Genomic DNA, 22,386 nt, shown 5'->3' with positions numbered 1-22,386 from the left:
GCCGGGAGCACGCATGGCGGCCGCGGTGCTCGCCGCGCCGGTCTCACTCCTCATCGGGCCACCTCAAGGTTGTACGTCGCCTGGTAGAGGCGAGTGGCGGCGGATTCGTCGGGGATTCCGGCGCCGTCGAGCGCCTGGACGTAGCGTGCCGTCTCGTCGTCGAACAGCATGCCGATGCGGGCGCGGAGGTCGCTGCGGGCCTTGGCCCCGATGCTCCGCAGGGACTCGGCGCCGAGCAGCGCGTGCAGCAGCCGCTGGGGCAGCGCGTTCTTTCCCGCCACCTCCACCTCGGCGGTGCCGTACCCCAGCAGCCCGACCGCGAAGATCAGCGCCAGGGACTCGACGTCGAACGAGACCAGCCGGGCGACCGCCCGCTTGGTCACGCCCTCGGTGCGGATCAGCTCGACGACGTGGTCCTGCCAGGCCGACACCACCCGCCCCGCGCGGCGCAGGAACTCGTCGGACGGACGGCCGAGCGTCTGCGCGGGGGTCAGGGCCTCTCCGGCCCCGGGGCGGTTCAGCCAGCGCGTCACGGTCTCCTCCGCGGCCCGCTGCGCGGCCGAGACGACGACCGACTCCAGCCCGGTCCGGATCGCGGCCTTCAGCGCGCCCATCCGCTCGGGGCCCTGCTGGCTCGCCTTCCCGGAGAGCCGGCCGGGCTTGCGCATGTGCAGGGTGCGCATGAGGTCGCCGGAGCCGGCGAAGTCCTGCCAGCGGGCGAGCACCTCCCCGCGGAGCAGCGAGCCGTTCCTCGTCGCCTCGTCGATCTCGGCCAGCGCCCTGCCGTACGCGGCGTCCACGTCGCCGCGGAGCTCGGCCCGGAAGGCCACCTGGGCCTCCAGGTGCCTGGCCAGCGCCGGGACGCGGGTCCTGAAGCTGTCGAGCGCCCCGGCCAGTGTCGCCTGTACGGCCTGCGTCCGGCGCTGGTCGTCGACCGAGAGCTCGGCCAGCCAGAGCCTGAGCTCGGTGACCTCGTCGTCGGGGAGCATGCCGTCGGTGACTTTGCTCTCGTTGATGACGAACCGGTCGACCTCGCCGAGGCCGTACTCGGTGAGCATCCGGACGAAGTGCTTGGTGACCACCTCGCGCGATCGCGGAGGGACCCTGGAGAGCACGATCGCCAGCCTGGCCCCGCGCTCCTTGGCCAGCCGGAGCAGCCTCCAGGCAGGGGCGTCGGCGTAACGGGCGGCGGTGGTGACGAAGATCCACAGATCGGCCGCGTCGAGCATGCGGCGGGCGATCTCGTGATGCTCCTCGACGACCGAGTCGATGTCGGGGGTGTCGAGCAGCGCCACGCTCTGCGGCAGGCGTTCGGTGGCGACGAGCACGAGCTCGCCGAGTCCCGACGTGTGGCTGGGGGCCTTCTTCCGCTTCAGGCTGCCAAGCAGGTCTCCCTTGGCGAACCACTCGTAGTCGTCGGGGTGGCAGGCCAGGACGGGGGTGGCGGTGGTCGGGCGGCGCACGCCGGTGGCGCTGACCTTGGCGTTGGCCAGGGTGTTGAGGAGCGTGGACTTGCCCGCACCGGTGGAGCCCGCGACGACGATGAGCGCCGGCGCGGTGCTCATGTGGACGCGGGGGATCACGTAGTCGTCGAGCTGCGCCAGGATCTCGGCCTGGACCCGCCTCGCCTCCTCGGCCCCCGGGAGGTCCAGGCCGAAGGCGAGGTCGGCGACGCTGTCCCGCAGCGCCGCGAGGGCGCCGGTCAGCGCCGCGGAGACCTCCTCGGGCATGGGCGTCTCGCGGACCCGGTCTCCCGGCGCCGCGTCCCCCGTCCCGGCTTCGTCCTCGCCGTCCTCGGCCGGACCGTTTCCGTCCTCGCCGCCGCCGTCCTCGGCCGGATCGGCTTCGCCGTCCTCCGCCGAGCCCGCCGCGGCCGCCTCAGCGTCGCCCGCCTCGGAGTCGCCCGCCTCAGCGTCGTGCGCATCGGTCGCGGGACGGCCGGAGTCCGCGGCCGCGGCCTCCCCCTCTGCGTCCTCCCCTATGTCCTCCCCTGCATCCTCCCCGGTGTCCTCGTCGTCGTCCCCCGCATCGTCGGCGGAGCCGGGATCGGCGTCGGCCGCCTCCTCCGGCGTGCCGTCACCGGAACCGTCCGCGGTCTCGGGAGCCGGCGCGGCGTCCTCGGAGCCGTCCTCCGCGTCCCGCGCGGAGGCGACCGGCGAGACCTCGTCCCCGGCGGGCCCGTCGTCTCCTTCACCGGAGGACGTGCCCGTCGCATCGTCCGCGGGCGCCGTCTCATCGCCGGGGTCGCCGTCCCCGGCGTCCGGCGCGGAGTTCTCGTCACCGTGCTCCGCGCCAACCGCGGAGGCGTCGTCGGTGCGGAAGGAGACCACGTCGTCGTCGCGGATCGCGCGGAAGGCCACGGTCTGCTCGCCCGGAGACTCGGGATGGTCCGGGGACGCGTCACCGGACGCCTCGCCGAGCCTGGGGTCGTCCTCGCCGGGACGCGTGGGCCTGTTGGCAGCCGATTTCACGGCACCCGCTCCGCTCGAACCATCTCGACCTCCTGGCCGACCTTCACGACATCGCCGACGATCACGATCGCCGGTGGCCGGATCCCAGCCGCGGCCACGCGCTCCGCCACGGTGGACAGCGTGGCGTAAAGAGCTCGCTGGGTGGGAAGAGTACCGTCCTGTACCACCATTACGGGAGTTTCCGGCGAACGTCCTTCGTAGATCAGTGTTTCGGCGATCACCGCGATCCGCTCGACGGCCATCATGAGGACCAGGGTGCCCGCCGACCGCGCCAGGTTCGGCCAGTCGACGGTGGACCTGGGGTCGCCCGGAGGGACGTGCACCGAGATCACGTGGAACTCCTGGCTCACCCCGCGATGCGTCACGGGCACCCCCGCCGCCGCGGGCACCGCGACCGGGCTGGTGATCCCCGGCACGACGATGACCGGGATGCCCTCGCGGGCGCAGGCGAGCATCTCCTCTCCGCCCCGGCCGAAGACGAACGGGTCTCCGCCCTTGAGCCGGACCACGAACTTGCCCTGCTTGGCGTGCTCGACCAGCAGCTCGTTGATCTTCTCCTGGGCCAGGTAGCGCCCGTAGGGGATCTTGGCGGCGTCGATCAGCTCGACGTCCGGGGGAAGCTCGTCGAGCAGGGGCTGCGGGGCGAGACGGTCGGCGATGACCACGTCGGCCTGGGAGAGCAGCTGCCGCCCGCGGACCGTGATCAGCCCCGGGTCGCCGGGCCCTCCGCCGACCAGGGCGACGCCGACCGGCTTGGTGCGGTTGCGCCGGGCGTCGACCGTGCCGTCGCGGAGGGCCTCCACGACGGCGTCCCTGATCCCCGCGGCCCGCCGGGGGTCACCGCCGGCGGTGATCGCCACGCCGATCTCGCCGACCCGCCCGCTGGCCGGGGTCCACGCGGCCGAGGCCTCCTTGTCGTCGGCGCGCACGCACCAGATCCGCTTGGCCTCGGCCTCGGCGGCCACGGCGGTGTTCACCGCGTGGTCGTCGGTGCAGGCCTGCACCAGCCAGGCCCCGTCGACGTCTCCCACCTCGTACCGCCTGGCCTCCCAGGTCACGCGGCCGCTGGCGATGAGCTCGTCGAGCGCGTGCGTGACGCTCGTCGAGACGATGGTGACCAGGGCTCCGGCCTCCAGGAGGGCGGGCACCCGCCGCTGGGCGACACGGCCTCCGCCGACGACGAGCACACGCCGCCCGGAGAGGCGCAGACCGAGCAGGTAGGGCGACATGGCGACAGATCTCCTGTTCGCGACGAACGGTGAAGCACGGCGTGTTAGGAGGTAAACCTACCGGCTAACAAGACGCCGTTTGATGTCACTGTGTTAACAAGCTTGACATCATCGCGGCCGTGAAGAGCTGAAACGGTGTCAAGCCATACGAGGTCGGACCAAAAGAAGGCCCGTACCGCCCTGACCTGCCCACCGGATCAGGCCTCCTTCTCGCTGACCCCCGCGGAGTCGAAGGTCGCCACCTCGTGCATGACCCGGGCCGCCGCGCAGACCAGCGGGTGCGCGAGCAGCCCGCCGGTGCCCTCGCCGAGCCGCAGCTCCAGCTCGACCAGGGGGCGCAGGCCCAGGTGGGCGAGGGCGAGGGAGTGACCGGGTTCGGCGGAGCGGTGCCCGGCCACGCAGTGGTCCACCGCGGCGGGAGCGAGCGCCGCCGCCGCGAGCGCCGCCGATCCCGCGATCACGCCGTCGAGCACGACCGGCACCCTCAGCGCGGCCCCGCCCAGGATGAAGCCGGCGATCGCCGCGTGCTCCAGCCCGCCGACCGCCGCCAGCGTCTCCAGAGCCGGTACGGCTCCCGCCCCGCCGTCCAGCCCGTTCACGAGCAGGGCCTGGCGGACGATCCCGACCTTGCGGGTCAGGGTCTCGTCGTCGACGCCGGTCCCCCTGCCGGTCGCCTCGGCGGCGTCGCGGCCGGTGAAGGCCGCGATGAGGGCGGCCGAGGCGGTGGTGTTGGCGATGCCCATGTCCCCGGTGATCAGGCAGCGCGCCCCCTGCTCCACCAGCTCGCGGGCGACCGCGATCCCGGCCTCCAGGGCCGCCACGGCCTGCTGGGGGGTCATCGCCGGCCCCTGGGACAGGTCGGCGGTGCCGTACGCGACCTTGCTGATCGTCAGACCGGGGGCGGGGGGCAGGTCGGCGGCGACGCCGACGTCCACGACCCGCACGGTCGCGCCGACCTGGGCCGCGAAGGCGTTGGCCACGGCGCCTCCGGTCAGGAAGTTGCCCACCATCTGCTGGGTGACCTCCTGCGGCCACGGGCTCACGCCCTGGGCGTGCACGCCGTGGTCGGCGGCGAAGATGGCCAGCGCCGCGGGAACCGGGACGGGCGGCGGGCTGACACCCGCGGCGCCGGCGAGCCGTACCGCCACCTCCTCCAGCACGCCCAGGGCGCCGCGCGGCTTGGTCAGCCGGTCCTGGTGGGCCCGTGCCTCCGCGGCGGCCTGCGGGTCGCCGGGCCGGATCGCGGCGATGGTCTGCTCAAGAGTGATCATGCCGAACAGTCTCCCCGAAAACCGCTCTGCCCGGAAAAGCTCACCAGACGATGCCGGCGAGCGCCTCCTCGTACCGCTCGATGACCACGTCCGCCAGCCCTTCGCAGTCGCCGATGACCTCTGCGCAGCGCACGTCCAGGTCGGGGTGGCCCGCGGCGTAGGCCATGGCCTGGGCCCAGACCTTCTCCAGCAGGCCGCCGGCGAACAGCAGGTAGGGCACGACGATCACGCGCCGGGCGCCGAGACGGCGGCAGCGCTCGATGCCGCCGGGCACGCCGGGCGGGGTGAGGGAGGCGAAGGCGGTCTCCACGGTCATGTACTCGTGGGCGTGGGTCTCCCAGAACAGGCGGGAGACCCGGTGCACGTCGGCGTTGCAGGCCGGGGAGGTCGAGCCGTCGCCGACCAGGACCACGGCGGTCTCACCCGTCTCGATCCGTTCGGGCTCCTCCTCCAGAGGACCGCCGCCGGCGGGGACCAGGCGGAGGCTGGGCACCTCGGTGGCGGCGTCGGCCAGGCGCTCGGCGAGCAGCGCCAGGACGCGGGGGTCGGGCCCCAGCGGGCGGCCGTAGTCGCAGGTGAGCATGGGGTGACGCTCCTGCTCCAGGGCCATCAGGGCGGGGATGTCGGAGCCGATCCGCGGGTCTCCGGTGAGACTCAGCGGCAGCGCCACCATGCGGTGGTACCCGCGTGCGACCAGCGAGGCGATCGAGTCGCTGAGCCGCGGCCTGGCCTGGGTGACGTATCCGCCGGAGACGTCGGCGGCGGTCCGGTCCAGGCGGCAGCGGAGCCGGTGGATGAACCTGCCGAACTCGGCGGATCCGTTGTCATCGTGTGAGCCCTGCCCGATGAGCAGCAGCGGCGGCTTCATGAAAGGGACTCCAATGACCTTGACCTGGGATTGCGCGGCGGCGACTCGCGAGGATATCCGATGACGGCACGTCAGGAACAGGTCACGGACACATGACGTTCACCGGCTCATCCCCCGGCGGAGTACACCACGAAGATCGGGTCGGAGGCGGCGAGGCGGTGCGCGCCGTCGGCCTGGACGGTCAGCCGGGAGGACTGGAGCTGCACGCACTCGGCGTGGTAGCCGTGCTCGCGGAGGACGTCGAGCACGGTCACGACCTGCTCGACGGTCCGCAGCGCGCAGACCAGGGATCTGGGGGCGCGGGCCGCGCAGGCCGCGACCACGTCGGCCCCTCCCCCGCCGACGAAGACCGCGTCCGGGTCGGCCAGCGGCTCCAGGGCGGGGGGCGCCTGGCCACGGGTCAGGGCGACCTTCACACCGTGGGCGATGACGTTGCGGCGGAGCCGGGCGCAGGACTCCTCCTCGCGTTCCACCGCCACCACGGCCGCGCCCATCCTGGCGCACTCCACCGCGATCTCCCCGGTGCCCGCGCCGACGTCCCAGACGAGCTCACCCAGCCGGGGGCCGAGCTTGGCCAGCGCGAACGCCCGGACCTGCGGGCTCAGACGGGCTCCGTCGAAGTCCAGCGCCCACTCCCCCGGACCCGGCCGGGCCCCGGCCACCCAGCCCGGCTCGTGCGGCCGGTGCAGCGGGTCCAGGACGAGCACCACGTCGGGGTCCTTCCACGGCCGCGTGGTGGCCTCGCCCATCCGGCTGTGCGTGATCCGCTCGTCGGGACCGCCCAGGTCCTCGCAGACGATCAGCGCGCGGGGGGTGGTGGGGGCCAGTTCCCGGGCGATCTCGGCGGGACCGACGCCGGGCGTGACGAGCACGGCGACCTTGTGGTGGGCACGGCAGGCGTTCACCACCCGGTCGAGCCTCCCGCCGGTGACGATCAGGGCGTCCTCCCACGCCAGCCCGGCTCTGGCGAAGGCGAGCGAGGCGAGCGGGCGGGCGGGCAGGACCTCGGGGGTCACGCCGTGCCCGCGCAGTTCCCTGACCACGTCGAAGAAGCCCGGATCCCCCTCGGCGAGCACGACCAGCGTGCCCTCGCCCGTCTCCAGGTGGGCGTCCACGACTTCCAGGAGCGGCCCCTCCGCCCTCCTGACCCCGGCCGGCACGCCGCCCAGGCGGCGGAAGACCCGGTCCGACCCGGCGACCAGGACGGCCTCGTCCAATCTGGCCTGGGCCTCCGCAGACAGCCCGGCCCCGTCGACTCCGACAACTGTGATCATCAATGCTCACCGTCCTCGTCTCCAGAGTGACGGCTCGACGCGGATCAGGCCAGGTGCACGCCTTGTCCGCCCCTCCGGCTCGCAATGCGGGAGGCAAGACTCCTCGCGCGGGGGCAAGCCCGGGTAATCACGATGTTTGTCGTCAATCGGCCGGGTATGGGTCGTTCGAGCAGTACGGAAGGGGCGACGATCGTGCCTCCTCCGCTCCTTGCGGGGGCGGCTTCCGCTTCCCGCGAAGCGAGGCGGGCGACGGCCGGGCTCCGACCGTTTCAAGCACAGAAACCATGACAGGGAAGCGATTCCCCTGCTGGGTGAACCCGGCAGTTCCCTCCCTAGGAGAACGATGGAACGCGGAAGCGCTAAGCACGGCCCACGCCTGGACGACCAGCAGCAGCACGAGACCGAGGGGATGACCCGGGGCGGGGGCGCGACGCACGCCCAGGAGTGGAAGCAGCCCGAGCCCACGCTCGCGGCCGGGGAGGAGGGCACGGCTCCGTCGCACCGCCCGCCGGCCCACCAGCCCGGCGCCCCCAGAGGCCTCACCCCGGAAGGGGTCGACCTCCGCAGCGACCTGGCCAAGTGGATCAGCGGCACGGACGTCTTCCCCGCCGACCGCGACAGCCTCCTGTCCCGTGCCGAGATGCAGGGAGCACCGGACCCGATCATCGAGGCCGTCCGGTCGCTGCCGAACGCGACCTACACGAACATGGCCGACGTGGCGCAGGCGCTCGGATATGGCACGGAGGAGAGGAACCAGGGATGAGATTGGACGCGCTCCGGCCCCTGTACGAGCGAGCGGGGCCCTTCGCATCGGTGTATCTCGACACCGGCCGCGCCGTCCCGCAGGGCGAGCAGCAGATCGAGCTCCGCTGGAAGGCGCTGTCCGAACGGCTGGAGGAAGCCGACCCCGCCACCCTCGGAGCCTTCGAGAAACTGTTCACCTCCGTGCACGCGGCGGCGCCCGGCCGCGCGGCCTTCGCCTGCGGCGGCGAACTCGTCTACACCGAGCCGCTGGCCGACAGGCCCCGCAGGGAGACCGCCCGCTGGTCCCCGCTCCCGCACGTCATGCCGCTGCTGGCCCAGCGGGGGGAGAACGTCCCGCACATACGGGTCCTCGTCGACCACGCGGGCGCGGACGTGATCGTGGTCGGCGCCGGTTCGCCGCGCCGTACGGCGGTGCAGGCACAGGACTGGCCGCTGCAGAAGACCGGGCAGGGCGGCTGGTCCCAGCGGCGCTACGAGAGCAGCGTGGAGGAGGCGTGGGAGCGCAACGCCAAGGCGGTGGCGGAGGCGGTGGACGAGGAGGTCCGCCGGATGGGGGCCGAGCTGGTGGTCATGGCGGGCGATCCCAAGTCCGTGAGCCTGCTCCGCTCCCACCTGGGCCACGAGGCCGCCGAACGCGCCGTGGCGGTGGAGCACGGCAACCGGGCCGAGGGCAGCGACCCCATGCCGTTCGTGCAGGAGGTGGAGACCGCGATCGACTCCTGGCTGGAGCGGCGCCGTGAGCAGCTCATGGAGCGCTACGGGGAGGCCTCCGCCAAGGAGCTGACGGTCTCCGGCCTGGCCGCCACGGCCCGCGCGTTCCGCGAGGGCCGGGTGGACACCCTGCTGATGGTCGACCGGCCCGATGCGGACGGTCTGATGTGGATCGGCCCCGAAGGCGGCCAGCTGGCGACCGAGGAGAGCGAGATCCGCGAGTGGGGCGTGGAGTCCCCCCAGCGCGACCGCGCGGATGCGGCGCTGGCCAGGGCGGTCGCGACGACCGACGCCGAGCTGTGCTTCGTCCCCGAGCTCGACGCTCCGGACGAGGTCGCCGCCCTGCTGCGGTTCTGACGGGCTCGACGCGAGCCGCAGCCGGGAGGGGGCCGGACCGCCCACCGCGGTCCGGCCCCGTCCCGCTCCGGCTCCGCGTCACCCCGCGGCGGGCTTTCGGCGATGCGGGGCGAGGAAGGCGGGCGGGGGGACGGAGTCGGCGAGGCGGCACTCCGCACCGGAGCAGGCCGCCAGGGCGTCGAGCTGGCGGTCGAACTCGGCGAGCACGGCCGGATGCGTCTTCCCGGCGAGGTTGCGGAGCTGGTGGGGATCGGTTTGCAGGTCGTAGAGCTGGTACTCGCCTGTCTCGTAGCGGACGAAGGTGTGCCGGGCGGTGCGCATCGCCCGGTAGGGCGGGACGGGGGTCTGGCGGGCCGAGTCCTCGCTGGCCGGGCGGTGGAACTCGACCAGCACGTTCTGCCGCCAGGAGCCGGGAACCCAGCCGCGCAGGAGGGGCAGCAGCGAGCGGCCTTCCACGAAGTCCGGCAGCTCGGCCCCCGCCAGGTGGGCGAAGGTCGGGGCGAGGTCCAGGGTGGAGCCCAGCTCGCTGATGACGCCCCCCGGCTCGATCCCCGGTCCCCGCACGAACATCGGGACCCTGATCGCCTCGTCGAACGGGGTCGTCTTGCCCTGCGCGAGCCGGTGCTCGCCCAGGTGGAAGCCGTTGTCGGAGCCGAAGAACAGGTAGGTGTCCTCCAGCTTCCCCGCGGCCCGCAGGCTCTCCACCAGGGCTCCGACCAGATCGTCCAGGCCGAGCATGGCGCGCAGCCGGTCGCGGTAGGTCTGGTCGATCCTCTCCTGTGCCCGTTTGGTCAACCGCTTGCGCGAGCGCAGCCACGCGGGCTCGGCCGACAGGTCCGCCTGGTCGAACGAGGGGCCGCGCGGGGCGGTGATCCCGGCGAAGGCCCCGTGATGGCGGGGGGCGTGGTTGGCCGGCAGGTGCGGGGCGACCGGCGTGAGGTAGAGGAAGAACGGATCGTCTCCCTGGGAGACGAACGCGTTCGCCTTCGCGCTGAGCACATCGGTCAGGTAGTCCCGCGGCGCGGAGCCGTACGCCTTCAGCACGCCGTTCTCGTTGAGTGTGTAGCCGTACTCCTCGTAGAGGCGGCGCACCGGCACGTGCCATTCGTCCCAGCCCGGCGGCACGTGGGTGGGCGGGGCGGCGCCTCCGGGATAGTGGTTGAGGTACTTGCCCATGAGGGCGGTGCGATACCCGGCTTCCTTCATCCAGACGCCAAGAGTGGAACGTTCCAGACCGGAGTCATGAAACCTGGTGAAACCACCCTCAGGAGCCGTGTTGGTCAGCACGCCGTGGCTGTGGACGTACTGCGAGCGCAGGATGGACGAACGCGACGGGCAGCACCAGGAATTGGGGACGAAGAAGCGCTCGAAGCCGGTGCCGGCGTGGATGAACTCGTTCCAGATGTTCGGAAATTTCTCCAGATCGCCCGTGCCCAGGTCGTCGGCGAGGATGAACACGATGTTCGGTCGCTCCCTCACCTGCGCAACGGCCGGCAGACCCCCGGAGGCACCCAGGGTGAGCAGGAGTATCAAGCACAGCATCTTGCGAGCAGCGTTCAGCACAAGTTCACGTTTTCCCCAAAGGTTGACCGCCGACACTCACGTCTCGACCAAGTGAGTAGAACGTGTTCTAATTGCAGGGCCGTCCCGCACGGAAAGGCCCGATATGAGCACCGATTTGAAGCTCGGCCTGAATCTCGGCTACTGGCAGCGGCACGCCGCCGACGCCACCGAGCTCGTCCAGGCCGCCGAACGGCTGGGGTACGACTCCGTCTGGACCGCGGAGGCCTACGGCAGCGACGCCTTCACCCCTCTGGCCTGGTACGGCGCGCGGACCTCGCGCATCAGGCTGGGCACCTCGGTGGCGCAGATCTCGGCCAGGACCCCGGCCGCGACCGCGATGACCGCGATGACCCTCGACCACCTGACCGGCGGACGGCTGCTGCTGGGCATCGGCGCGTCCGGGCCGCAGGTGGTCGAGGGCTGGTACGGCATGCCGTTCGGCAAGCCGCTGGCCCGCACCCGCGAGTACGTCGAGATCATGCGCAAGGTGTGGCGTCGCGAGGAGCCGGTGACCTGCGAGGGCGAGCACTATCCGCTCCCGCTGCGGCCGGGGGCGGGCCCGGGCCGCGACGGCGGTGTCACCGGCCTCGGCAAGCCGCTGAGGCTCATCACCCATCCCCTGCGCCCGGAGATCCCGCTCTACCTGGGCGCCGAGGGTCCGAAGAACGTCGCGCTCGCCGCCGAGATCGCCGACGGCTGGCTCCCGCTGTTCGCCTTCCCCGAGAAGATCGAGCAGATGTACGGGCCGTCCCTGGCCGGGGCGGGCCCGGGCTTCGACGTCGCGGCGATGGTCATGACCGTGGTCACCGACGACCTGCGGGCCGCGCTGGACGGCGTGAAGATGATGCTCACCCTCTACATCGGCGGCATGGGGGCGCAGAACCGCAACTTCCACGCCGACATCATCGGCAGGATGGGCTACGCCGGGGCCGCCGAGGAGATCCAGGCGCTCTACCTGGCCGGCCGCAGGGACGAGGCGTTCAACGCGATCCCCGACGAGCTGGCCGACGGCATCTCCCTGCTCGGCCCGGCCGGCCGCATCCGCGAGCGCCTGCAGCTGTGGCGTGACAGCCCGGTGAGCAACCTGCTCGTCATGGGCCCCCGCGACGAGGCCTCCCTGAAGATCATCCGCGACCTGGTCCTGGGCTAGCGTCCTCCGCCCTCCGGTTGCGCCGATATCTCCGGGGCCCTCCCGCGGGCGGGTGCCGGGCCCAGGCGGCCACGGAGAAAATTCGCCCGGGCCCGGAGGCGGACCGCATGCGGCTCCGGGCCCTCCCCCGGCCGTTCAGTCGGGGCGCGGGGCCGGATCGGCCGTGACCGAGCGGAGCAGCGGGGCACTCGCCGCCCCCGCGCCGGTCACCCCGGCGAAGCCGAGGACCACGCAGACCAGCAGGATGACCATCCCGCTGACGTTCACCGAGGAGAACGCGAACGGCACGGCGCAGAACACGCCGACCGCGATGGAGCCGCCGCCCATGACCGCCAGCGGGATGAGCGTCTCGGCCCGGCGCGCCCGGTCGAGGACCTCCAGCGGGGTGCCCGCCAGGCGGAGCAGGGCGTAGGTCTGCCTGCGGTCGAGCACCGAGGAGGCGGCGGTGATCCCGGCGCTGACGATGGCGACCAGGAACGAGACCGTGAGCACGACGACGGTGCCGGTGCCGATGTCGCCGAGCAGCAGGACGCTGAACACCTCCTCGTCGGCGGCGGTGGTGGCGCCTCGGCCGGGGACCAGCCCGTCGAGCGCGGTCCTGGCCCGGTCGACCGCCGCCGCGGAGGCGGACCCCTCCACGGACCGCCCGGAGGCGGAAGCGCCCTCGCGCGCCGCCTTCTCCTCATCCTTGTCCTTCCCGGCGGCCTTTCCGTCCCCGGCTTCGTCCCCGGCGGCCTTCCCGACGGCGACGGTGAGCACCCGGCGCCCGCCTCCGCCCGTGACCTCCACCCGCGCCGGAACGCCCGCCGCCGACAGGCGCTCGCGGGCCTCGGCGGTCAGCTGGGGTGCCCGGGCCGCGGGGACCGACAGGCGCAGCGTGGTGGCGTCCGCGTCCCCGAACAGGCCGCCCGCCGGGCTGAGGAAGCCGATGAACCCCGCCACGAATCCGGTCAGGGCCACGCCGCTCACGGTCCGCCAGGCCGCCTTGGGGTCGTCCACCAGACGGCGTCCCGCCAGCAGCCGGGCGGGCCCGCGGGCCGTGCGCGCCGTGATCCTGCCGATCATCCCGACCACCCACGGCCCGGTCAGGTTGATGGCGAGGAAGGCGAGGCCCAGCACGACCGCGACGACTCCGGCCGCGGTCCCCGCGCCGAGTGCGGGTACCGCGGCCAGGGCGGCCAGCAGCGCGAGGACCCGGACGAAGCGCATCGCGGGAGGGGTCTCCCGCTTGGCCACGCCCAGCGGGCTGACCACGACCCGGCGCAGGCCCACCACCGCGGACAGGCCGACGAGCAGCGGCACGGCCGCCAGGACGGCGAGCGTGTACGGCACGCCCGGCCACATGTCGGAGGCGAACCAGGAACCTCCGGCGATCTCGATCCGGGTGAGCACCGGGATGAGCAGGCCGTACAGGACCGTGCCCGCGAGTGCGCCGCCGAACGCCGTGATCACCGCCTCGGCCACGGTCATCGCGACCACCTGGCCGGGGGTCGCGCCGACCAGCCGGAGCGCGGCCAGCCGCTGGTCGCGGCGGGCCACGGTGAGCCGGGCCGCCGCACCGCCGAACACCAGCAGCGGCACGACCATGAGCACGGTCGCGATCAGGGCGAGCGCCTGGTAGCCCTCCGCGTCGGAGGTGGCCTTCCCGGTGAAATCCGAGATCTTCGTGGGCGCGGCCCCGCCGCGCGGGTCGTCGGTGGCCGTGGCGGCCATCACCGGGGAGTCCGGCTCCTGGCCGCGGACCACGAGCAGCTCGCCCGGGTGGACCAGCCCCTCGTCCCCGATCACACCACCGGTCTTGCCGGGGAAACGGTCGGCGAGCTGGCCGTCCGGGAGCTCGCGGGCGAGCTCGGCCAGCGCCGGGGAGAACCAGACCTCGCCCGGCGCGGGGAAGCGGTCCAGTCCGGGCGGCGGGGACGCTCCGGGCTCCAGCGCGGCGAGGTCCACGACCGTGATCGGCCGGTCGCGAACATAGTCCCTGCGGACGGCCTCGACGGCCACGGCCCCCGTCCTCGCCTCCACGGGATTGCGCCACGCCTCCCTGTCAGCCCTGCCCTGGAAGGCCAGGTTGGCCGAGACGGCGAAGAGCAGCAGCGCGGCGGAGACCGCCACCGCCGCCGCGGTCAGCCCCGCGCCCAGCAGGCCGCTGCGGCCCCCGCCGCGCAGCAGCCGCCAGCTGAGTCCCAGCAGCCCGCTCACCGGCTCACCCCGGGAAACACCCGGGTCACCGCTTCACCCGAGCCGTGACCGGGATACGGCCCGCCCGGGGCGTGCCCGTCGCGGACCTCGCCGGAGAGGATCCGGCCGTCGCGGACCTCGACCGTGCGGTCGCACCAGCGGGCCACCTGCGGATCATGGGTGACGACCACGAGCGAGGCCTCGTTGCCCCGGGTCGCCTCCACCAGCAGGCGCATCGTGTCGTGGCCGGTGGCCTGGTCGAGTGCGCCGGTCGGCTCGTCGGCGAAGACCACCGCGGGCCGGGTGACCAGGGCGCGGGCGATCGCCACCCGCTGTGCCTGCCCGCCGGACAGCTCGCCGGGCCGCCGCTCCTCCATGCCTCCCAGGCCGAGCGGGCCGAACCACTCCCGCGCCCGCCGTACGGCGTCGCCCCGCGGCACCCCGCCGAGCATGAGCGGCAGCGCGACGTTCTCCTCGGCCGGCAGCTCGGGCAGGAGCTGGCCGAACTGGAAGACGAACCCGAACCGGGTACGGCGCAGGGCGCTGCGCTCCCGCTCCCGCATCGTGTCCACGCGCTGTCCGAGCAGGCGCACCTCACCGGCGTCCGGCTTCATGATCCCCGCCAGGCAGTGCAGCAGAGTCGATTTGCCCGACCCGCTCGGACCCATGATCGCCACGGCCTCGCCGCGACCGACCGCCAGCCCGACGCCTGCCAGCGCCACCGCCGCGCCGAACCGTTTCACCAGGTCATATCCCTCGAGAACAGCATTCATGGGACGACTCTCCCACGCGGGGAGGCCACGGCGGATCGGCCGGGCGTTCGATCCGCCGTGGACCTCATCGTCCGAAAGTCCGATGGCCGGACCCGGCCCGATGACTGGCAGAATCGATCAGGTGACGATTCGGGTGCTCATCGCCGACGACCAGCAGCTCGTACGGACCGGTTTCCAGATGATCCTGGACGCCCAGCCGGACATGGAGGTCGTGGCGACCGCCGCGGACGGCGCCGAGGCCGTCGACCAGGCGCGACGGCTCCGGCCCGACGTCTGCCTGCTCGACATCCGCATGCCCAAGCTGGACGGGCTGGAGGCCACCAGGATCCTGGCCGGCCCCGGAACCGCCGACCCGATGCGGGTGGTCATCGTCACCACTTTCGACCTGGACGAATACGTCTACGGCGCGTTGAGAGCCGGGGCGACCGGGTTCCTGCTCAAGGACAGCGGGCCGACACTGCTGATCGAGGCGATCCGCGCGGCGGCGGCCGGGGACGCGCTGGTCTCGCCGTCGGTGACCGTGCGGCTGCTGGAGCACCTGGCCCGGCCGCCGGCCGGCAGGACCCGCCCGCCCGCCGAGCCGCTGACCGAGCGGGAGCTCGACGTGGTCCGGCTGGTGGCCCGGGGGCGGACCAACCAGGAGGTCGCCGCGGAGCTGTTCGTCTCGCTGTCCACGGTCAAAACCCACCTGGGGAGCATCCAGGCCAAGCTCGGGGCAAGGAACCGTGTGGAGATCGCCGCCTGGGCGTGGGAGTCCGGCGTGGTGGGTTGATTGGCGCGGGGTCTCACGGGATAGAAGAAGGGCACATCCTTCAGCGCATGCCGGGGGGAGATTCACATGCGCCCTGCCCCGTCCCCGCACAAGAGGGCCACGTCCCCGCGGGGGAAGTCCGCCTCGGCCGTCTACGCGGCCCTGGCGCTCCAGGTGGCCGCGACCACCGCTCTCGTCGTGTTCGAAAGCGTCCGCGGAGAGCGGCTGGCCCAGGAGATCGTGGCGCTGGGCGGCGACACCCAGACCGCGGGGGCGCAGGCCCTCGCCGGCGCGGCCACCGTCTTCGCCCTGCTCATCCTGCTCGTGGCCGCGACCACGGTCGCCACGGCCGTCGCCTACCTGATCTGGCTGGCCGGGGCCGGGCGGCACGCCGGCTCACCGGTGACGCACGTGCTGGCGGGGTGGTTCGTCCCGGTGCTCAACCTGGTCGCCCCGCCGGTGCTGCTGGACCGCCTCTGGCGGGCGAGCCTCCCGCCCCTGGGCCAGCGGGGGCCCTGGACGGCGCTGCTCGCCGCGTGGTGGCTGAGCTGGCTCGGCCTGCTCGCCGTGGTCGTGGTGCGGCTGCCGCTCGACTCCTCCAGCGAGGCGAGCCTGACCGGTCTCGGCCCGGCGGAACTGGCCGTCGTGGTGCTGTCGGCCCTGCTCTGCGCCGCGACGGTCCGGGAGCTCACCGCCCGGCAGACCGCGAGCGCCCGCCGCCGGCGCCGGGGCCCGGCGCCGGTGGTCCGGCCCGCCCCGCAGGCCGTGCCGCACTGAGGGCCGTGCGGCGCCGGAGACCCCGCGGACCGCTCCGGCACGGGCGGGGCCGCGCCGCGGGAGGGGGCGGCGGTCAGCACTCCCATGCCCTGACCAGCAGCCAACCGGCGCCAGCGGTGTCGAAACGCAGCTCGTAGGTGCCGAGCCGCCGCCCGGGGGTGGCCTCGACCCGCCAGAAGCGGCGCTCTCCGGGGTCGTCGTCGTCGATCTTCCACCACTCGCGGGCGACCACCCAATGGTCGATGACCCGGCGGACGGCGTAGAGCCGGTCGCGCCAGACGAACTGGATGGGCTCCCCCTCGCGGGTCCACACCTCGATCGGGTCACCGTAGAGTCTGCTCAAGACGGATCTTCCCCCCGCGGCTTCGGACGAGCGCCCGGGGGAAGGCGGGCCTTGCATATCGAACATACGTTCTTATGACGACGGACGCAAGTCCCCCACCTGCCGCACGAGCGGGTTGGCGTCCACCGAGTTGCGGATGCTGAAGGTCACGCTGCCCGCGCGGTAGCGGTCGTCGGACCACTCGACCGGGCGGCCCTCATGGGTGGTGGTGACCCGCCGCTGACGCAGCAGGGGGCTGCCCCGCCGCACCTCCAGCAGCCGGGAGTCCTCGGTTCCGGCCGCGACCGCGTCGATCAGGTGCTCGCCGTAGGCGAAGACCAGCCCGACGCCGTCGTAGAGGGCCCGGGTCACCGACTCGCAGTCGGCGTCGAGGCGCTCGACGGCCGGCGCGATCCACCCGGCGTAGACGGTGCGCTCCAGCAGCACCGGCTCACCCTCCAGTGAGCGCAGCCGCAGCACCGACAGGACCGGCTCGTCCGGCCGGATCCCCAGCCGGGCCGCCTCCGCGGCGCTCGCCCCCCGGCGGCGCTGCGCCAGCACGCGACCGCTGACCCGGTGGCCCGTCGCCCGCGCCCACTGCGCGAAGCTGTGCAGCTCGGCGAAGCTCTGGCTGCGCTCGCGGCCAAGCACGATGCGCCTGGCCCCCTGCCGGGAGCCGACCAGCCCTTCGGCGGCGAGCACCGCCACCGCCTGGCGGACGGTGCCGCGGGAGGCGGCGAAGCGCACGGCGAGCTCGGCCTCCGACGGCAGATGCGCGCCCACGGCGTACTCGCCGCGCGTGATCGCATCGCGCAGCTCTGCGGCGATCCGTGCGTACCGGGCGGTCATGGCTCCCTCGCTGTGCGCACCGACCTGTCGACTCCGGCTCCACACTAAGCAAGGATCGATCACCGACAAAGAGGGGATTCCTGCATTCCACCGGCGTACTCCGGCTGTTCATCCGGCGGAAACCGGATGCCGACGCACTGGGCCTAGCTTGTTTGAACAAGTTCGCCTAGTTTCGTGACATATTGCGCGACACCCCCTCTGGGAGACAACGTGATCGCATCCCGAATCCGCTCCGCAGGCCTGGCCGCGTTCCTCCTGCCCCCTCTTCTGGCGGCGCTCGCGGCCTGCGGGGCCGCGCCTCAGACCGCCACCTCCTCGCCCGCCGCCTCCGGCGGCTCCGCGGCCGGCGTGGACGCCAGGACCGCCACCTCCGCGGCCGACTTCGGCGGGCTGGACAAGCTCGTCGAGGCCGCCAAGAAGGAGGGCAGGCTCCACGTCATCGCCCTGCCGCACGACTGGGCCAACTACGGCAAGATCATCGAAGCCTTCAAGGCGAAGTACGGCATCGAGGTCGAGGAGGAGACCCCCGACGCCTCCAGCGCCGACGAGATCAACGCGGTGAAGACCCGCAAGGGCCAGGACCGCGCCCCCGACGTGCTCGACGTCAGCCAGTCCTTCGCCATCAGCGGGGCGGCCGAAGGCCTGTTCGCCCCCTACAAGGTGCAGACCTGGGACAAGATCCCGGAGAACCAGAAGGAGCCGACCGGCCTCTGGTTCAACGACTACGGCGGCTACGTCTCCATCGGCTGCGACGCCAAGAAGATCGCCAAATGCCCGGAGACCTTCGCCGACCTGCTCAAGCCCGAGTACAAGGGCAAGGTCGCGATGAACGGCAACCCGACGCAGTCCGGTTCGGCCTTCGCCGGCGTCTTCGCCGCGGCCCTGTCCAACGGCGGCTCCTTCGACGACATCCGGCCCGGCCTGGAGTTCTTCAAGAAGCTGAAGGCCGCGGGCAACTTCAACCCGGTGGAGACCACCCCGGCCACCATCGAGAAGGGCGAGACCCAGATCAGCATCGACTGGGACTACAACAACGCCGCCTACGGACCCGTGATGGCCCCCAAGGGCGTCGACTGGAAGACCACCGTTCCGACCGACGGCAAGTACTTCCAGCTCTACGCCCAGGCGATCAACAAGGACGCCCCGCACCCGGCCGCCGCCCGCCTCTGGCAGGAGTTCCTCTACAGCGCCGAGGGCCAGAACCTCTACCTCGGCGGCTTCGCCCGCCCCGTGCTGCTGCCCGCGATGCAGGCCGACGGCACGGTGGACAAGGCCGCCGAGGCCAACCTGCCCCCCGTCGAGGGCGAGCCGACCTTCCCGACCGAGGCCCAGGTCAACAAGGCCAAGGAAGTCCTGGCCACCGGCTGGGGCGCCGCGGTCGCCGGCTGATGGTCTCACTCACCGGGGAACCCGCGGGTACGGCCGGCGCGCGTGGCGGCGGCCGTACCCGCTCGGCGGGCTGGCCCGCGGCCGTGCCCCTGCTCGCCTTCACCGCTCTGGCCTTCGGGATCCCGGCGGTCGCGCTGCTGCTGGGCGCCTTCACCGTCCGGGATCCCCGGACCCGCGCCCCGGCCTTCAGCACCGCCAACCTGACCGAGAGCCTCCAGGGCAACTACCTGGAGACCCTGGTCAGCAGCGTGCAGCTCTCGGCCGTGGTCGCGCTGCTCGGCGCGGTCGCCGGCACCTTCCTCGCCCAGGCCGTGGTCACCTCCCGGTTCCGGGCGCTGCGCGAGTCGGTGCTGACCGCCTCCGGCGTGCTGGCCAACTTCGGAGGCGTGCCGCTGGCGTTCACCTGGGTCGCCACCCTCGGCAACTCGGGCGTGGTCACCCGGGCTCTCGGGCTGGACGGGTACGGCTGGAGCCTCTACACCTTCTGGGGCCTGGCCCTGGTCTACATGTACTTCTCCATCCCTCTGATGGTGCTGGTCATGGTGCCCGCCATGGACGGGCTGAAGCCGCAGTGGCGGGAGGCGGCCGGCAACAGCGGCGCCACCGCCTGGCAGTACTGGCGGCACGTCGGCGTCCCGGTGCTGGCCCCCTCACTGCTCGGCGGCACGGTCCTGCTGTTCGGCGGCGCGTTCGCGGCCTACGCCACCGCCCGCGCGATGGTCGGCAGCACGGTACCGCTGGTCACCCTGCAGATCGCCGACGCGCTCACCGGTGACGTGCTGGTCGGCCACGAGAACATCGCCCTCGCGCTCAGCCTCGACATGATCGTCGTGGCGGGACTCGTGATGGCGGTCTACCTGCCCCTGCAGAGGAGGAGCAGCCGATGGCTGCGGTGACCCCGATCCTTCCCGGGGAGACGGCCCCGGCCGGCCCGGCGGACGGACCGGGCCCGCCGGCGGGGCGGTCCCGGCGCGTCCGGCCCTGGCGCGTCGTCGTGCTGGGCGCCGCGGCGGTCTACTTCCTGGTCCCCATGGGCGCCTCGTTCTGGTTCACCGTCCACAACGAGGAGCAGGGCTTCTCCCTGTCCACCTACGCGGAGATCCTCACCGCCGAGGGCTTCGCCGCCAGCATGCTGCTCTCCCTCGCCCTGGCCGCGGCCACGATCGCGGTGGTGCTGGTGCTCACCCTGCCCGCGCTGCTGGCCGTACGGCTCGGCGCGCCCCGGCTCCGGCCGGTGCTGGAGGTGGTCTGCACGCTCCCGCTGGTCGTCCCCCCGATCACCTTCGTGACCGGGATCAGCACCGTGCTGCGCTGGGGACCGGACTACCTGGCCGCCACGCCGTTCTGGGCGACGCTGATCGCGATCCAGGACGAGACGTTCCCCGTGGTGCTCGTGCTGGCCTACGTGGTGCTGGCCCTGCCGTTCGCCTACCGGTCGCTGGACGCCGGGCTGCGCGCGATCGACGTGCGCACACTCGTGGAGGCCGCCCGCAACCTGGGCGCCTCGTGGCCGCACGTGGTGCTGCGGGTGATCGTCCCCAACCTGAGGTCCGCCCTCGCCAGCGCCTCGTTCCTCACCCTGGCGCTGGTGCTCGGTGAGTACACCGTCGCCGCGCTCCTGGGCTACCAGACCTTCCCCGTCTGGATCGTCACGGTCTCCGGCTCGAACGGCCGGCTCTCGGTGGCCGTCTCGATCCTCAGCCTGCTGCTCACCTGGCTGCTGCTGCTGGCCCTGTCCGGCGCCGGCGCCAAGCGAAAGAAGGACCCGTCATGAAGACCTCTGGTGTGGAGTTCCGGGGGCTGCGCCGGGTGTTCGGCCGCACGGTCGCCCTGGACGGGCTGGACCTCGCCGTCGAGCCCGGCGAGCTGATGGCGCTGCTCGGCCCTTCGGGCTGCGGCAAGACCACGGCGCTGCGCTGCGTGGCCGGCTTCGAGCACCCCGACGCGGGGGCTGTGCTGATCGACGGCAAGGACGTCACCCGGCTGCCCGCCAACCGCAGGGACGCGGGGATGGTCTTCCAGTCCTACTCCCTCTTCCCCAACCTCAGCGCCCGCGACAACGTGGCGTTCGGGCTGCGGGTGCGCAAGGTTCCGGCGGCCCGGCGGCACGCCCGCGCCGCCGAGCTGCTGGAGCTGGTCGGCCTGCCCGAGCACGGCGGGCGCTACCCGCACGAGCTCTCCGGCGGCCAGCAGCAGCGCGTCGCCCTGGCCCGGGCGCTGGCGCTGGAACCGCGCGTGCTCCTGCTCGACGAGCCGCTCTCCGCGCTGGACGCCAAGGTCCGCATCACGCTGCGCGAGGAGATCCGGCGGCTCCAGCTCGACCTGGGCATCACCACGATCTTCGTGACGCACGACCAGGAGGAGGCGCTCTCGGTCGCCGACCGGGTCGCGGTGCTCCGCGCCGGCCGGCTGGAGCAGGTCGGCCCGCCCGCCCAGGTGTACGACCGCCCGGCGACCCCGTTCGTGGCCGAGTTCGTCGGCACGATGAACCACATCCCCGGCCGCCTGGCCGGGAAGGAGGTCACGGTCCTCGGGCGCGACCTCCCGGTGGACGGCCCGGTCCCGGACGGTCCCGACGTGGACGTGCTGGTCCGCCCGGAGGCGGTGCTGGTCACCCCCGAGCCCCCGCCCGGGTCCGATGCCTCCCCCGCACCCGGGTCCGGTGCCTCCCCCCTTGCACCCGGGTCCGGCGCACCGGGCCGGGGACTCGTCGTCGCCTCGTCGTTCCGCGGCTCCTCGGCCCGGCTCCGCATCCGGCTCGCCGCACCCGGCGAGCCGGAGCTCCTCGCCGACGTCCCCGGCCACGACGCGGTACGGCTCGCGCCGGGCACCCCGGTGACCGTGGCCCTCGTCCACCGTCCCGTCCTGGTCGCCGCCTCCGCCCGCGTCCCCGCCGCGTCGGAGGACCCCGCCGGTGTCGCGTGAGCTCCGCGCCGTCCTGTTCGACATGGACGGGACGCTCGTGGACACCGAGGGCCTGTGGTGGGAGGCGTGCGTGGCCGTCGCCGCGGAGCTGGGCGTGGAACTGGACGAGGCGGACGGCGAGGCCCTGCTGGGCCGACCGGTCGAGCACGCCGCCGCCCACCTGGTACGGCGAGCCCGCCCCGGCCCCGGCGCCGGGCCGGAAGCACCGGCGGAGAACGCCGCGACCACCGCGGAAGCGGTCACCGCCCGGCTCACCGGAGCCTTCTCGGACCGGGTCGCGGGCGGGGTGACCCCGCTGCCCGGCGCGCTGCGGCTCCTGGACGGCCTGGGCGCCGCAGGCGTGCCGATCGCCCTGGTCAGCGCCTCCCCCCGGCGGATCGTGGACGTCGTGCTCCGCACGGTGGGGGCGGAGCGGTTCCGCCTGGTCGTGGCGGCCGAGGACACCGAGCGCGGCAAACCGCTCCCCGACCCCTATCTGAGGGCCGCCGCCGGGCTGGGCGTGGACCCGGCCGACTGCGTGGCCGTGGAGGACAGCCCCACCGGCGTCGCGGCGGCCCGTGCGGCCGGATGCCTGGTGATCGCGGTTCCCGCCGACGCCACCGGGGCGATCGCCGCACCGGCTCCGGACTCCGGCGCGGGGCCCTACGGCACGGCGCTGACCGTGGAGAGCCTGGAGCGCGTCGACCTGCCGCTGCTGAGGCGGCTGGCCGCCGGGAAGGATCTCGGTAGGCTGAGCCCCCTCACGTGACGGCACAAGCGGCAG

At 73.3% G+C, this 22,386-nt stretch carries 20 protein-coding genes; 10 read left to right on the top strand and 10 right to left on the bottom strand.

Translation table 11 applies throughout. From position 1 onward, the window contains the following. Window positions 1–50 precede the first annotated feature (50 nt). The 5 genes from HS041_RS40285 to cbiE all read right to left on the bottom strand — a co-directional run bounded on the left by HS041_RS40285 (window position 51) and on the right by cbiE (window position 7,113). A complete protein-coding gene (locus HS041_RS40285) occupies window positions 51–2,471 on the bottom strand; it encodes a dynamin family protein (protein WP_307845588.1) in 2,421 nt (806 codons plus the stop codon). Next, window positions 2,468–3,700: a uroporphyrinogen-III C-methyltransferase gene (gene cobA, locus HS041_RS34250; protein WP_196444985.1), complete on the bottom strand. Its 1,233-nt coding sequence runs from the start codon at window positions 3,698–3,700 to the stop codon at window positions 2,468–2,470. Before cobA ends, HS041_RS40285 begins: the two co-directional genes overlap by 4 nt. 197 nt (window positions 3,701–3,897) lie before the next feature. Continuing rightward, on the bottom strand, window positions 3,898–4,971 hold the full coding sequence (gene cobT, locus HS041_RS34245; protein ID WP_196444984.1) for a nicotinate-nucleotide--dimethylbenzimidazole phosphoribosyltransferase: 1,074 nt from the start codon (window positions 4,969–4,971) through the stop codon (window positions 3,898–3,900). 40 nt (window positions 4,972–5,011) lie between these two features. Next, entirely contained in the window at window positions 5,012–5,839 is an 828-nt protein-coding gene (locus HS041_RS34240) for a sirohydrochlorin chelatase (protein WP_196444983.1), read from the bottom strand. A 107-nt stretch (window positions 5,840–5,946) separates the two neighbouring features. Then, window positions 5,947–7,113 (bottom strand): precorrin-6y C5,15-methyltransferase (decarboxylating) subunit CbiE, encoded by a 1,167-nt coding sequence (cbiE, locus tag HS041_RS34235; RefSeq protein ID WP_196444982.1) that lies wholly within the window; start codon window positions 7,111–7,113, stop codon window positions 5,947–5,949. Window positions 7,114–7,456: 343 nt separating this feature from the next. Between cbiE and HS041_RS34230 the strand changes: the two genes are divergently transcribed. Then, a complete protein-coding gene (locus HS041_RS34230) occupies window positions 7,457–7,876 on the top strand; it encodes a DUF2795 domain-containing protein (protein ID WP_196444981.1) in 420 nt (139 codons plus the stop codon). Next, window positions 7,873–8,946, top strand: a complete 1,074-nt coding sequence (locus HS041_RS34225) for a baeRF2 domain-containing protein (protein WP_196444980.1) — start codon at window positions 7,873–7,875, stop codon at window positions 8,944–8,946. The genes HS041_RS34230 and HS041_RS34225 overlap by 4 nt, the downstream gene beginning before the upstream one ends. A gap of 78 nt (window positions 8,947–9,024) precedes the next feature. Here HS041_RS34225 and HS041_RS34220 read toward each other — a convergent pair whose 3' ends face one another. Then, a complete protein-coding gene (locus HS041_RS34220; RefSeq protein ID WP_307845587.1) occupies window positions 9,025–10,425 on the bottom strand; it encodes a sulfatase family protein in 1,401 nt (466 codons plus the stop codon). Window positions 10,426–10,612: 187 nt separating this feature from the next. On the opposite strand from HS041_RS34220, the gene HS041_RS34215 reads away from it, so the two are divergent. Continuing rightward, the gene (locus tag HS041_RS34215; RefSeq protein WP_196444978.1) at window positions 10,613–11,659 is read left to right on the top strand and encodes an LLM class F420-dependent oxidoreductase; all 1,047 of its coding nucleotides are present in this window, start codon (window positions 10,613–10,615) and stop codon (window positions 11,657–11,659) included. Window positions 11,660–11,794: 135 nt separating this feature from the next. On the opposite strand, the gene HS041_RS34210 is transcribed toward HS041_RS34215, so the two are convergent. After that, window positions 11,795–13,858 carry an FtsX-like permease family protein gene (locus HS041_RS34210; RefSeq protein ID WP_307845586.1) on the bottom strand — a complete coding sequence of 688 codons (2,064 nt, stop codon included), beginning with the start codon at window positions 13,856–13,858 and terminating at the stop codon, window positions 11,795–11,797. Next, on the bottom strand, window positions 13,855–14,610 hold the full coding sequence (locus HS041_RS34205; protein WP_196444977.1) for an ABC transporter ATP-binding protein: 756 nt from the start codon (window positions 14,608–14,610) through the stop codon (window positions 13,855–13,857). Before HS041_RS34205 ends, HS041_RS34210 begins: the two co-directional genes overlap by 4 nt. 121 nt (window positions 14,611–14,731) lie before the next feature. On the opposite strand from HS041_RS34205, the gene HS041_RS34200 reads away from it, so the two are divergent. Both HS041_RS34200 and HS041_RS34195 read left to right on the top strand, forming a co-directional pair. Further along, window positions 14,732–15,382 (top strand): response regulator transcription factor, encoded by a 651-nt coding sequence (locus tag HS041_RS34200; protein WP_196444976.1) that lies wholly within the window; start codon window positions 14,732–14,734, stop codon window positions 15,380–15,382. Window positions 15,383–15,448: 66 nt separating this feature from the next. After that, window positions 15,449–16,138: a DUF4328 domain-containing protein gene (locus tag HS041_RS34195; RefSeq protein WP_196444975.1), complete on the top strand. Its 690-nt coding sequence runs from the start codon at window positions 15,449–15,451 to the stop codon at window positions 16,136–16,138. A gap of 73 nt (window positions 16,139–16,211) precedes the next feature. Here HS041_RS34195 and HS041_RS34190 read toward each other — a convergent pair whose 3' ends face one another. After that, complete coding sequence (locus HS041_RS34190) at window positions 16,212–16,481, bottom strand: DUF6504 family protein (RefSeq protein ID WP_196444974.1); 270 nt, start codon at window positions 16,479–16,481, stop codon at window positions 16,212–16,214. A gap of 72 nt (window positions 16,482–16,553) precedes the next feature. Next, window positions 16,554–17,309 (bottom strand): GntR family transcriptional regulator, encoded by a 756-nt coding sequence (locus HS041_RS34185; RefSeq protein WP_196444973.1) that lies wholly within the window; start codon window positions 17,307–17,309, stop codon window positions 16,554–16,556. Window positions 17,310–17,519: 210 nt separating this feature from the next. Here HS041_RS34185 and HS041_RS34180 point away from each other — a divergent pair, with 210 nt between their 5' ends. Genes HS041_RS34180 through HS041_RS34160 form a run of 5 tightly spaced genes read left to right on the top strand, consistent with a single transcriptional unit; the run spans window position 17,520 to window position 22,371 of the window. Continuing rightward, window positions 17,520–18,698, top strand: a complete 1,179-nt coding sequence (locus tag HS041_RS34180; RefSeq protein ID WP_196444972.1) for an ABC transporter substrate-binding protein — start codon at window positions 17,520–17,522, stop codon at window positions 18,696–18,698. Beyond that, the gene (locus tag HS041_RS34175; RefSeq protein ID WP_196444971.1) at window positions 18,698–19,594 is read left to right on the top strand and encodes an ABC transporter permease; all 897 of its coding nucleotides are present in this window, start codon (window positions 18,698–18,700) and stop codon (window positions 19,592–19,594) included. Before HS041_RS34180 ends, HS041_RS34175 begins: the two co-directional genes overlap by 1 nt. Further along, window positions 19,582–20,472: an ABC transporter permease gene (locus HS041_RS34170; RefSeq protein ID WP_196444970.1), complete on the top strand. Its 891-nt coding sequence runs from the start codon at window positions 19,582–19,584 to the stop codon at window positions 20,470–20,472. Before HS041_RS34175 ends, HS041_RS34170 begins: the two co-directional genes overlap by 13 nt. Next, entirely contained in the window at window positions 20,469–21,623 is a 1,155-nt protein-coding gene (locus tag HS041_RS34165) for an ABC transporter ATP-binding protein (RefSeq protein WP_196444969.1), read from the top strand. The genes HS041_RS34170 and HS041_RS34165 overlap by 4 nt, the downstream gene beginning before the upstream one ends. Then, entirely contained in the window at window positions 21,613–22,371 is a 759-nt protein-coding gene (locus tag HS041_RS34160) for an HAD family hydrolase (protein WP_196444968.1), read from the top strand. The genes HS041_RS34165 and HS041_RS34160 overlap by 11 nt, the downstream gene beginning before the upstream one ends. Window positions 22,372–22,386: the final 15 nt, after the last annotated feature.

Origin of the sequence: Planomonospora sp. ID67723, assembly GCF_015711605.1 — a bacterium.
Lineage (GTDB): Bacteria > Actinomycetota > Actinomycetes > Streptosporangiales > Streptosporangiaceae > Planomonospora_A.
Note: the sequence above shows the minus strand (reverse complement) of the source record. Positions and strands in the feature narration are given on the sequence as shown.

Bases quoted from the DNA above. Each gene is read 5' to 3' on its own strand.
- HS041_RS34165 (WP_196444969.1), top strand. From the start codon at position 20,469: ATGAAGACCTCTGGTGTGGAGTTCCGGGGGCTGCGCCGGGTGTTCGGC.
- HS041_RS34225 (WP_196444980.1), top strand. From the start codon at position 7,873: ATGAGATTGGACGCGCTCCGGCCCCTGTACGAGCGAGCGGGGCCCTTC.
- HS041_RS34195 (WP_196444975.1), top strand. From the start codon at position 15,449: ATGCGCCCTGCCCCGTCCCCGCACAAGAGGGCCACGTCCCCGCGGGGG.
- cobA (WP_196444985.1), bottom strand. From the start codon at position 3,700: ATGTCGCCCTACCTGCTCGGTCTGCGCCTCTCCGGGCGGCGTGTGCTC.
- cobT (WP_196444984.1), bottom strand. From the start codon at position 4,971: ATGATCACTCTTGAGCAGACCATCGCCGCGATCCGGCCCGGCGACCCG.
- HS041_RS34185 (WP_196444973.1), bottom strand. From the start codon at position 17,309: ATGACCGCCCGGTACGCACGGATCGCCGCAGAGCTGCGCGATGCGATC.
- HS041_RS34215 (WP_196444978.1), top strand. From the start codon at position 10,613: ATGAGCACCGATTTGAAGCTCGGCCTGAATCTCGGCTACTGGCAGCGG.
- cbiE (WP_196444982.1), bottom strand. From the start codon at position 7,113: ATGATCACAGTTGTCGGAGTCGACGGGGCCGGGCTGTCTGCGGAGGCC.
- HS041_RS34240 (WP_196444983.1), bottom strand. From the start codon at position 5,839: ATGAAGCCGCCGCTGCTGCTCATCGGGCAGGGCTCACACGATGACAAC.
- HS041_RS34170 (WP_196444970.1), top strand. From the start codon at position 19,582: ATGGCTGCGGTGACCCCGATCCTTCCCGGGGAGACGGCCCCGGCCGGC.
- HS041_RS34175 (WP_196444971.1), top strand. From the start codon at position 18,698: ATGGTCTCACTCACCGGGGAACCCGCGGGTACGGCCGGCGCGCGTGGC.
- HS041_RS34205 (WP_196444977.1), bottom strand. From the start codon at position 14,610: ATGAATGCTGTTCTCGAGGGATATGACCTGGTGAAACGGTTCGGCGCG.
- HS041_RS34230 (WP_196444981.1), top strand. From the start codon at position 7,457: ATGGAACGCGGAAGCGCTAAGCACGGCCCACGCCTGGACGACCAGCAG.